General features: G+C 45.2%; 12 protein-coding genes. 11 read left to right on the top strand and 1 reads right to left on the bottom strand.

Annotated features, from left to right (window positions below; genetic code table 11):
- The 4 genes from coxB to AB4496_RS12140 all read left to right on the top strand — a co-directional run.
- A partial coding sequence (gene coxB, locus AB4496_RS12155; protein ID WP_372131046.1) for a cytochrome c oxidase subunit II occupies nucleotides 1-917 on the top strand: 917 nt, incomplete at its 5' end.
- The gene (gene ctaD / locus AB4496_RS12150) at nucleotides 914-2,575 is read left to right on the top strand and encodes a cytochrome c oxidase subunit I (RefSeq protein WP_009845663.1); all 1,662 of its coding nucleotides are present in this window, start codon (nucleotides 914-916) and stop codon (nucleotides 2,573-2,575) included. The genes coxB and ctaD, both read left to right, overlap by 4 nt.
- 11 nt (nucleotides 2,576-2,586) lie before the next feature.
- A complete protein-coding gene (locus AB4496_RS12145; protein WP_009845662.1) occupies nucleotides 2,587-3,231 on the top strand; it encodes a cytochrome c oxidase assembly protein in 645 nt (214 codons plus the stop codon).
- Nucleotides 3,232-3,269: 38 nt separating this feature from the next.
- Nucleotides 3,270-4,154, top strand: coding sequence for a cytochrome c oxidase subunit 3 (locus AB4496_RS12140; RefSeq protein WP_009845661.1), 885 nt, complete (start codon nucleotides 3,270-3,272; stop codon nucleotides 4,152-4,154).
- Nucleotides 4,155-4,217: 63 nt separating this feature from the next.
- Here AB4496_RS12140 and AB4496_RS12135 read toward each other — a convergent pair whose 3' ends face one another.
- Complete coding sequence (locus AB4496_RS12135; protein ID WP_009845660.1) at nucleotides 4,218-4,448, bottom strand: DUF2909 family protein; 231 nt, start codon at nucleotides 4,446-4,448, stop codon at nucleotides 4,218-4,220.
- On the opposite strand from AB4496_RS12135, the gene AB4496_RS12130 reads away from it, so the two are divergent.
- The 7 genes from AB4496_RS12130 to AB4496_RS12100 all read left to right on the top strand — a co-directional run bounded on the left by AB4496_RS12130 (nucleotide 4,387) and on the right by AB4496_RS12100 (nucleotide 9,546).
- Entirely contained in the window at nucleotides 4,387-5,265 is an 879-nt protein-coding gene (locus AB4496_RS12130) for an SURF1 family protein (RefSeq protein WP_102257518.1), read from the top strand. The genes AB4496_RS12135 and AB4496_RS12130 overlap by 62 nt on opposite strands.
- Nucleotides 5,258-5,866 (top strand): hypothetical protein, encoded by a 609-nt coding sequence (locus tag AB4496_RS12125; RefSeq protein ID WP_009845658.1) that lies wholly within the window; start codon nucleotides 5,258-5,260, stop codon nucleotides 5,864-5,866. Before AB4496_RS12130 ends, AB4496_RS12125 begins: the two co-directional genes overlap by 8 nt.
- A 102-nt stretch (nucleotides 5,867-5,968) precedes the next feature.
- Nucleotides 5,969-7,024: a heme A synthase gene (locus AB4496_RS12120; RefSeq protein ID WP_009845657.1), complete on the top strand. Its 1,056-nt coding sequence runs from the start codon at nucleotides 5,969-5,971 to the stop codon at nucleotides 7,022-7,024.
- Nucleotides 7,014-7,988: a heme o synthase gene (cyoE, locus tag AB4496_RS12115; RefSeq protein ID WP_009845656.1), complete on the top strand. Its 975-nt coding sequence runs from the start codon at nucleotides 7,014-7,016 to the stop codon at nucleotides 7,986-7,988. The genes AB4496_RS12120 and cyoE overlap by 11 nt, the downstream gene beginning before the upstream one ends.
- A 205-nt stretch (nucleotides 7,989-8,193) precedes the next feature.
- Entirely contained in the window at nucleotides 8,194-8,547 is a 354-nt protein-coding gene (locus AB4496_RS12110; RefSeq protein WP_009845655.1) for a hypothetical protein, read from the top strand.
- A 96-nt stretch (nucleotides 8,548-8,643) separates the two neighbouring features.
- Nucleotides 8,644-9,315, top strand: coding sequence for a DUF3313 domain-containing protein (locus tag AB4496_RS12105; protein ID WP_009845654.1), 672 nt, complete (start codon nucleotides 8,644-8,646; stop codon nucleotides 9,313-9,315).
- A gap of 12 nt (nucleotides 9,316-9,327) precedes the next feature.
- Nucleotides 9,328-9,546 carry a DUF3820 family protein gene (locus tag AB4496_RS12100; RefSeq protein ID WP_009845653.1) on the top strand — a complete coding sequence of 73 codons (219 nt, stop codon included), beginning with the start codon at nucleotides 9,328-9,330 and terminating at the stop codon, nucleotides 9,544-9,546.
- The last annotated feature ends 493 nt before the right edge of the window (nucleotides 9,547-10,039 follow it).

The raw sequence follows: 10,039 nt of genomic DNA, 5'->3' as shown, positions 1-10,039 counted from the left end.
TTCCTATTATTATCCTTATCGCTATGGCGATACCCGCCACTAAAACCTTAATAGCGATGGAAGACACCTCCCAATCAGATCTGACCGTAAAAATCACAGGGTCACAATGGAAATGGCACTACAGCTATTTTGGTGAAGACGTTGAGTTTTTCAGCCTCCTAGCAACCAGTGACAAAGAGATTGAAGGCATCGAAGTGAAAGGCGCGCATTACCTGCTAGAAGTTGATAAGCCACTTGTACTGCCTATCAATCGTAAAGTCCGCTTTTTGATGACTTCCGATGATGTGATTCACTCATGGTGGGTGCCAGCATTCGCCGTTAAGAAAGATACCATTCCAGGTTTTATTAATGAGGCTTGGACAAAGATAGATGAGCCCGGCGTCTACCGCGGGCAGTGTGCAGAGTTGTGTGGCCGCGCTCATGGTTTCATGCCGATAGTGGTGCATGCCATGGAAGAAGACGAGTTTGACGCATGGCTAGCAGAACAGAAAGAGTTGGCGATAGCCGAACAACAAGCCGCGAAAGATGCATTAGATGCGTCACTTTCTTTGGAAGAGTTGAATACCATCGGTGAAGAGGTTTACAAAACTCGATGTGCGGTTTGTCACCAAGCAAACGGTGAAGGCATTCCCGGAGCATTCCCTGCTATCAAAGGAAGTCCTATTGCCCTTGGTGATGTGGATGTTCATATCGACACCATTGTTTATGGTCGTGGCGGAACGGCGATGCAAGCATTCGATAATCAGTTAACCGAGAAAGAGATCGCAGCGGTAGTGACTTATCAACGAAATGCTTGGGGTAATAACACCGGCGATATTGTTCAGGCTTCAGATATCAACGCTTATAAGGCGAAGCAAGAAGGCAGTTCTGAAAGCTCAACGGATGATGCACAAAATGATGCTAAGGATCAGTTATGAGTTCACCAATCAATAAGCCGGTGAAATCGGCTCCAGCAGAAGATCAAGCACTGAGCCATTCTGTAGAAGGCACATTGGGTAATAATGATTTGCCTGTTGATGATCACGACTCACATGCGGCACCTAAAGGCTGGGCTCGTTGGCTGTATTCAACCAATCATAAAGACATTGGCACATTATATCTTTGGTTCAGTTTTGCGATGTTCTTAACGGGTGGTGCCATGGCAATGGTGATCCGTGCGGAGCTGTTCCAACCAGGGTTACAACTCGTTGAGCCCGATTTCTTCAATCAGATGACCACTGTCCATGGCTTGATCATGGTGTTTGGCGCAGTAATGCCCGCTTTTACGGGCTTGGCTAACTGGATGATTCCGATGATGATCGGAGCTCCAGATATGGCGTTGCCGAGAATGAACAACCTCAGTTTCTGGATTCTGCCTTTTGCATTTTTAATCTTGATCGGATCTTTGTTTACTGAGGGAGGCGGGCCGAGTTTTGGTTGGACATTTTATGCTCCGCTCTCAACAACTTATGGCCCAGACAGCACCGCGCTATTCGTATTCTCAGTTCATATTATGGGGATCAGTTCGATCATGGGGGCGATTAACGTGATCGTAACCATAGTGAACATGCGCGCGCCGGGTATGACTTGGTTCAAGCTACCGATGTTCGTATGGACATGGTTAATTACCGCTTTCTTATTAATAGCCGTGATGCCCGTGCTCGCGGGTGCGGTTACCATGGTGCTGACCGACAAATACTTTGGTACTAGCTTCTTTGATGCCGCTGGTGGTGGGGACCCGGTGATGTTCCAGCACATATTCTGGTTCTTTGGGCACCCTGAAGTGTACATCATGATCTTGCCGTCTTTTGGTATTGTCTCAGCCATCATTCCAGCATTCAGTGGCAAGCGTCTGTTTGGCTACCACTCTATGGTGTACGCGACTTGTAGTATCGCATTGTTGTCATTCTTGGTTTGGGCGCACCACATGTTCACCACGGGTATGCCAGTATTTGCCGAATTGTTCTTCATGTATTGCACTATGCTGATTGCGGTGCCGACCGGGGTGAAAGTCTTCAACTGGGTGGCGACCATGTGGCGGGGTGCTTTGACTTTTGAAACCCCAATGCTGTTTGCGATTGCCTTTATTGTTTTGTTTACGATTGGTGGGTTATCTGGATTGATGCTTGCTATCGTGCCTGCGGATTTCCAATACCACGATACCTATTTTGTTGTGGCTCATTTCCATTATGTTCTGGTGACAGGCGCCGTGTTCTCAATTATGGCCGCAGCTTATTACTGGCTGCCGAAATGGACAGGGCATATGTACGACCACAAGCTCAGTCTGTGGCACTTCTGGACGTCGGTAATCTCAGTTAATGTACTGTTCTTCCCTATGCACTTTTTAGGGCTAGCGGGCATGCCGCGTCGTATTCCAGATTACGCCATTCAATTTGCTGACGTTAACCAAGTGGTATCGATTGGTGGTTTTGCCTTTGGGTTGTCTCAGTTGATTTTCTTATGGCTGGCTATTAAGTGCGTAAGAGGCGGAGAGCCTGCACCAAGCAAGCCTTGGGATAGGGCTGAAGGGCTAGAATGGACAGTACCAAGCCCAGCGCCTCACCACACCTTTACTCATCCACCTAAAGTAGACTAGAGGGATTAGCTATGAGTGATAAGCAAAGCGATCCCAATCAAGATAAAAAACAACCAAAGCGCCTGTCTAATAAGCGCTCGACTAAAAAGCTGACGGGCTACTTGGTGTTGAGCGTGGTCGCGATGTTTGGCTTCGGTTTCGCTTTGGTTCCTCTGTATGACGTAATGTGTGAAGCCTTGGGGATCAACGGCAAAACCAACACGGTCTCTGCCGTTCAACCTCAGGGAATGCAGCCTGATTACTCTCGTACTGTTCGTGTTGAATTCATGTCGCACATTAAGCCAGATATGCCGTGGCAGTTTTCGCCTGAGGTTCGAGTATTAGAGGTTCATCCTGGTGAGGTGGTTCAAACTAACTACATTGCCAAAAACCTTTCTGGAGCCTCATTGGTTGGCCAAGCCGTACCATCGGTTTCTCCAGGTATGGGAGCAACTTACTTCAATAAGATGGAATGCTTTTGCTTTAATCAGCAGCCATTGGACGGGCACAAGAGCGCAGAAATGGGTTTGATATTTTACATTGAGCCAGATATTCCAGAATCGATACATACACTCACGCTCTCATATACGCTGTTTAACATCACGAGTCAGGTGAGTGGAGAGGCAAGTAAGCCTGAAGTGAGTACATCAACATTGAGCACACTCGCAAGTAACTAGGGGTTTACAGAACCAGAATCAACAAAAGGAGTTGAGCGATGAGTTCTAAAAAGGAAGTTTATTTCGTTCCACACCAAAGCCACTGGCCATTGGTGGGTGCTGTAGCACTGTTTTTGGTCGCAGTTGGCGCTGGCTTGACGGTGCAAAACATGGGCACCGACGCCGCAGGTGGAGTATTTGGCAAAGCGGTGTTGTTAGTCGGGTTTGCAGTGCTGCTTTACATGCTCGCAGGTTGGTTTAGCAATGTGATCACAGAATCATTGAGTGGTCTCTATTCTGAGCAGATTTCTCGTTCTTTTAGACAAGGAATGAGTTGGTTTATTTTCTCCGAAATCATGTTCTTCGGCGCTTTTTTTGGCGCGCTTTTCTATGCACGCATGATTTCTGTTCCTTGGATTGGTGGTGCGGGCAATAATGAAATGACCCATGAAGTATTGTGGCCGATGTTCCAATCAATATGGCCGCTAACGACTACCCCTGATGGCGTAACGACACAAGCCATGCCTTGGCAAGGTATCCCGCTTAAGAACACCATTATCCTGCTGCTTTCCTCTGTGACGCTGCACATGGCACATATCAGTCTTGAACAAAATAAGCGTATGGCTTTGATCGTCTGGTTGGAGATAACCATTGTTCTGGCTGGCTTCTTCCTGTTCTTTCAAGTTGAAGAGTATCTTCACGCTTATCAAGAGATGGGGCTGACACTTCAGTCTGGTATCTACGGCAATACCTTCTTCTTGTTGACTGGGTTCCATGGTTTGCATGTCTGTTTAGGAACTATCTTTTTGATCGTGTTGCTGGCAAGGGTTGCGAAAGACCACTTCACTCCGAAAGACCACTTTGCGTTCCAAGCGGGCAGTTGGTATTGGCACTTTGTTGATGTGGTTTGGTTAGGCCTGTTCGTGTTTGTCTATGTACTTTGATGATATACGGGGCTGCTTTAAGTCGTGTATTGAAGAATAAATAAGTTTGAAAACTTGAATGCCTTAGTAAGGTCTTGGATTTGGAGTGATGGTGCCTGAGGCTAGGGCAAGTAACAACAATAGCACGACGATGGCAGACAGCATCACACGGCGACCTAAGAAGTGACTCAGTCTTTTGCCATTGTGTTTACCAGAGGCGATTTGAATTAGGCCTTTCATCAAATTGAAAGCGATGAAGAACAGCAAAGCGACTAACACAATTTTAAACAACAACACAAAGGTAGATGACGCCATAGTGATAACTCCAAACCGATTGATTGATGATGAACACAAGTTCCGCAGTAAAGGTTTTTGGATAGCGGTTGTTTTAACTGTGGTTTCAGTCGGCGCTTTAATCAAGTTGGGTTTGTGGCAGTTAGATCGAGGTAACGAGAAATTGCGCTATGAACAGCAGCTATCAGAAAGAGCGCAGCAATCGTCTAGGTCATTGGACACGGTTATCTCTGAATGGAAGGGCTCGCGTACACAAATGCAAGGTGCATCTGAACAGCCGTCTTTAAATGGTTTGAGAGTTGACCTTGAGCTGGAAGCACCCAGTGGATTAGTGGTTTTGTTAGACAACCAGATTAACCAAGGAACGGTAGGGTATGTGATCTACATGTTGGGCGAAGTTCCAACACAAGATGGAAGAAAACAACTGTTGATCGATCTTGGGTTCGTTGCAGCGAGCCGTGACAGAAGAGAGCTACCCCAATTAGGAAGCATCACACTACCAACCAATATGTCAGGGCGTTTGTACACACGTTCGTTGAACCCTCTAAGTCATGAGTTGGGATTAGAAAATACGACACCGAATAGAATTCAAAACTTAAACATAACAGCGCTATCACAGTACACCGGGCAAGAAGTGCTGCCCTTTGTCTTCCAACCTCAGAGTTTAGATGCATGGCCCTATGAAATGTTATGGCGTCCAACGGCGATGAAATCTGAGAAGCACTTTGGTTACTCATTTCAATGGTTTGTTATGGCTGCGGTACTTTTGTTTTTGATGTTGTTAATTGGCTATCGGTACCTAAAAGCGACACCTATCACGGAGAACAACGATGGATAAGTCTCAAGCACAAGTGAACAGGGAAAGTACCGAGGCAAACATGGCTGAGCTCAGAAGCCGTCGTACTAAAGGACGCTTGGTATTAATCGGACTCGTTTTAATTTTCGCTTTGCCAGCCATTATCGCCAAAACTGTGTTGGATCAAAATTGGTATACGTCAGGTGTCACTAACTCAGGCGAATTGGTAGAACCAAGAATTACACTAGCGGATTTCGGCGTAACGGTACCCATGGCTGGAGAGGGTTGGGTTGTGGGTTATATCGCTCCCACAGAGTGTGAAAGCTTATGCGAACAACAACTCCATTATTTGAATCAAAGTTACTTGGCGCTAGGGAAAAACAAAGAGCGAGTGACCGCCGTTGTTTTCGTCTCAGAAGGTAACTCGTTGTCGGGTTCGCTCAACAAGCCTGATTTATCTTTGTTAGCAGGTGGTGATCAATTAAGTACTGAGTTTGCACCAGCTTCCATTGTCATAATTGACCCACTCGGGCAATTGGTTATGGAATACAAAAGTGTTTCTGATCCTTCGCAGCTAGTCAGCCAATCTAAAGGCATGATTCATGATTTAAGAAAGCTACTCAAGCTGTCACGAGTTGGGTAGTTAATCAGCTTAAGTTGATAAGCTTGAGTTGATGAGCTTTAGCAGATTGCGTTAATGCTGAGTGTTGTTAGCGAAAAGGGAATAAGTATAGGGAGATAAACGATGCAGAATAAAGCCCCTGATTTACTCATGCACATGATGAGATTAACTATCTTGTTAACCCTTACCGTGATTGTGCTCGGCGCTTATACCCGTTTGTCTGATGCTGGCCTTGGCTGTCCTGACTGGCCTGGGTGCTATGGAAAGATTACCGTTCCCTCGAATACCCAAGCCGTTAATCAAGCCAATCTACAATTTCCAGAACGAGCTCTCGAAGCAGACAAAGCTTGGATAGAGATGATCCACCGCTACTTTGCAGGAACATTAGGGCTGCTTATCTTTGTCGTTGTTGCTTGGTGTATTAAAAAGAATATAACAGCTGCTGGTCTTCCGTTACTTATCTCTGCAACCGTGATATTTCAGGCTTTGCTTGGAATGTGGACGGTGACTCTCAAGTTGATGCCCGTTGTGGTTATGGCGCATTTGATGGGGGGCTTCACGTTGTTGTCACTGCTGTGTCTGCTCTACTGTCGTTTGTCTCAATTCCAAAGCCGTTTTGGTGAGGCTACCTATTCTTCACCACTTAAAGTCTCGGCACTATTCGGATTACTCATTGTGGTTGGGCAGATACTGCTTGGTGGCTGGACATCGTCTAATTATGCCGCTCTGGTGTGTACCCAATTACCTATCTGTGAAGGGAACTGGACAAGCTATTTAGATTTCAAGAATGCCTTCGATTTTGCTCAACACGGCCATGATAACTATGAGTTTGGCGTGTTGGAGTATCCCGCAAGGCTTACCATCCATGTCATGCACAGGTTCGGGGCTATTGTGGCGACGTTAACGGTGCTGATGATCGTGTACCAGCTATGGAAATTTGGCCAAGCGCCTCACCAAAAGCTGAGCGTGATTGTCGCAATAGTCCTGTTTACTCAAATTAGCCTTGGGATCAGTAATGTATGGTTTCATCTGCCAATCTCAGTTGCGGTTTTGCATAACCTAGTCGCAGCGATGTTGCTCATCAGCATGGTTGTAACCAATTTTGTCGTGTGGCAACACAAACCGAGTGAGAGCTTGGTGAAAAACAGTGTATTACAAGGAGGTAATCATGGTCAGTAGAACGTCAACACAGTATGAAGTGGTGGCTCAAGACGCAGCCTTAACTCATAAGATAGCAGTCAACAATGACATAGCTTTAAGTAACGAAATTGCTATAAAAAACAAAGCCACTTGGAAAATTTATTTAACGCTGACCAAGCCTAAAGTGGTGGCTTTGATGTTGCTGACGGCATTGGTTGGAATGTGTTTGGCTGTGCCTAATGGATTACCTTTACAGCAAACTGTGTTCGGGATGATTGGGATAGGGCTGATGGCAGGTTCAGCCGCTGCGTTTAACCATTTGATCGATAAAAAGATCGACGGCCAGATGACTCGAACAAATCGACGTCCTTTACCATCCGGTGAACTGAGTAGTGTGCGTGTGTTCAGCTTTGCCGCGGGTATCGGCTTACTTGGGTTTGCCACGTTAATGGTGTGGGTCAATCAACTCACCGCTTGGTTAACCTTTGCAAGCTTGTTGGGTTACGCAGTGATTTATACCATGTACTTAAAACGAGCGACGCCACAAAACATTGTGATCGCAGGGATCGCAGGCGCAATGCCACCTCTACTGGGCTGGACGGCAGTCACCAACGAGCTTCATTCAAATGCTTGGTTGTTGGTGATGATCATCTTTATTTGGACACCTCCGCACTTCTGGGCGTTGGCAATTCATCGTCGTGATGAGTATGCCAAAGTGAATATTCCCATGTTGCCCGTGACCCACGGAATCGAATACACCAAGACTTCAATTTTGCTGTATACATTGTTGTTAAGCATCGTGTGTGTGTTACCAGTATTAGTTGGCATGAGCAGTTGGATATATCTGAGCGCGTCTTTGGTGCTCAACGGTGGGTTTGTCTATCACGCGTGGGTTCTGAAATATCGTGATGAACCTAATATGGCGATGAAGACCTTTAAGTTCTCCATTTATCATCTTATGATTTTGTTTGTTGCTTTGTTGGCGGATCATTATCTGCTCTGATAGCTCTGATAGCTCTGATAGCTCTGATAGCTCTGATAGCTCTGATAGCTCTGATAGCTCTGATAGCTCTGATAGCTCTGAACAGATCAAACAAGGTTATTCCCATATCAAAACCAAACCTTTGGTTTCCACTAACCAAACCCTGACATGTCATGTATGAAAAGCCGGACAATTGATTGGCATGAATTATATAAAGGAACCGGTAATGGAATTCACTGAGCAAGATAGAGATGCTTTGTACCAAACGTGGATGTCACAAAAATCTCGAATGCGAATTACGCAGATGGAGTTTTCAAAAAAGCTAGGGATGAACCAGTTGGATTTTTCGCGAGTGCTAAGAGGGGAGAAAGCATTAACCATGTCTTTCGTTAGTCACTTCTGTCGTTTGCTTCATTTGGAGCCAAGGAATGTGCTCCCTTCACTTAAAGAAGACAATGAATCCGGGCCCAAAGTGGTTTATCTGAAAAGTAGAATGAGTGTTGATGGTGAGATCCAAAATGCTTATATCGAAGGCAATCAGGTGATCGTAGAGTATGCACATACTGTTCAGAACCATTGATTTTAGATCGAGCTCTGAGTTTTACCTCTTTTTCTACAACTTTTTAACTTAGGGTATGGCATACTTGGTTAATTCCTTGATTTACTTAAGTGCGTTATGAAACCTTTAAAAGTCCTTTTGCTTGTTGCAACCAGCATGTTTTTGTTTGGTTGTGCAGGCGGCCCAATTAAAACCGCTACTAAATTCACCAGTTATGAAGATTTTCGGCCTGGCCCTGATGGAGGCGTTGATTTAGTTTGGGCAAGGATAGGGCTGCGTGACGAACAACGTTTGAAATCCAAGTTAGACGCTTATGACTCTGTGGTGATCGACCAAATCTTTGTGTTGGCAGAAGAAGGCACATTAGATCAGGAAGACATTCAGGAGCTCACAGATCATATGGTAAGTCGTTTGGAAGCGAAAATATCGCCTCATAAAACGATTGTCGATGAACCAACAGGGAACACGCTACGCTTGAGTATCGCTTTAAGTAATGTTGAAACGCCCAACCCTATCTTAGCCGTGACAAGCAGTGTGCTGCCGTTTGGTCTTGCGATGTCGACTATATATAAGGTGACGACAGGCGAGCACACCAACGTTGGGAGCGCCAGTGTTGAGCTATTGGTCAGCGATGCGCAAGACGGTACTCCATTGTTTGCAGCCATCGACCGCGAAGCGGGTAATAAAGACTTGTCTACTATGATTGATTCGTTAGATGATGCCAAAGATGCGATCAACTATTGGGTTGAACGTTTAGGTGATACTCTACAGAATATCGACGACGTCTAGAAAGAGCTTGTAATGCTAGAGAAAGAAAACCTGATTAAGCTAGCCAGAATGCAAATGCCTTTTGGCAAATACGCTGGCCGCACCTTGATTGACCTACCTGAAGAATACTTGCTGTGGTTCGATAAAAAGGGCTTCCCACAAGGTGAGTTGGGCGACTTAATGCAGTTATGTTTAGCTCTCAAGATTGAGGGCTTAGATTCTGTGGTGCAACCGCTTAAATATGACTATTAGCCCTAGTCACATCTCACACTTAGTAACTAAAATCCCATCCAAATAAGTGACGAGTAGTGGTGATTTTCTGAGGAACATTCAAAAGGAAAAAACTGAATCTTGCCTTTTGAATGTTTATGAACCCAGAGTCGCTGTAACTTTAATATTTCCACCAACACCTCCCTCAAAGCGCCCGAATTTATGATTACTTTTATACATTCACGTATTCATTGATGACGAGTCAGAATCGACTAGCTTTACCTTCCCTTAAGTGACCTGTACACACAGACAGTTTATTGAATAATTAATGACTTTAAAAAGAGTGGTTTTTAACACTGAATGAGCACGAACCTAACGAGGGTAATGGTGTTAAGTTTTTGAATAGTAATTGGATTGATAAGTGGCTAAGAATGATAACGTGCCTTACAAAGGCGGCAATGTGTGCTTGCACGTTTTCACACGGAATGTTGAGACCCGATTTTATATTAAATGCATAGCATTCAGTTGGTTATGA

The organism is Vibrio sp. 10N.222.46.A1 (genome assembly GCF_041473595.1).
GTDB lineage: Bacteria > Pseudomonadota > Gammaproteobacteria > Enterobacterales > Vibrionaceae > Vibrio > Vibrio tasmaniensis_A.
This window is presented reverse-complemented; position numbering and strand designations above follow the sequence as displayed.

Bases quoted from the DNA above. Each gene is read 5' to 3' on its own strand.
- AB4496_RS12120 (WP_009845657.1), top strand. From the start codon at position 5,969: ATGCAGAATAAAGCCCCTGATTTACTCATGCACATGATGAGATTAACT.
- AB4496_RS12140 (WP_009845661.1), top strand. From the start codon at position 3,270: ATGAGTTCTAAAAAGGAAGTTTATTTCGTTCCACACCAAAGCCACTGG.
- cyoE (WP_009845656.1), top strand. From the start codon at position 7,014: ATGGTCAGTAGAACGTCAACACAGTATGAAGTGGTGGCTCAAGACGCA.
- AB4496_RS12105 (WP_009845654.1), top strand. From the start codon at position 8,644: ATGAAACCTTTAAAAGTCCTTTTGCTTGTTGCAACCAGCATGTTTTTG.
- AB4496_RS12130 (WP_102257518.1), top strand. From the start codon at position 4,387: ATGAAGAACAGCAAAGCGACTAACACAATTTTAAACAACAACACAAAG.
- ctaD (WP_009845663.1), top strand. From the start codon at position 914: ATGAGTTCACCAATCAATAAGCCGGTGAAATCGGCTCCAGCAGAAGAT.
- AB4496_RS12100 (WP_009845653.1), top strand. From the start codon at position 9,328: ATGCTAGAGAAAGAAAACCTGATTAAGCTAGCCAGAATGCAAATGCCT.
- AB4496_RS12135 (WP_009845660.1), bottom strand. From the start codon at position 4,448: ATGGCGTCATCTACCTTTGTGTTGTTGTTTAAAATTGTGTTAGTCGCT.
- AB4496_RS12110 (WP_009845655.1), top strand. From the start codon at position 8,194: ATGGAATTCACTGAGCAAGATAGAGATGCTTTGTACCAAACGTGGATG.
- AB4496_RS12125 (WP_009845658.1), top strand. From the start codon at position 5,258: ATGGATAAGTCTCAAGCACAAGTGAACAGGGAAAGTACCGAGGCAAAC.
- AB4496_RS12145 (WP_009845662.1), top strand. From the start codon at position 2,587: ATGAGTGATAAGCAAAGCGATCCCAATCAAGATAAAAAACAACCAAAG.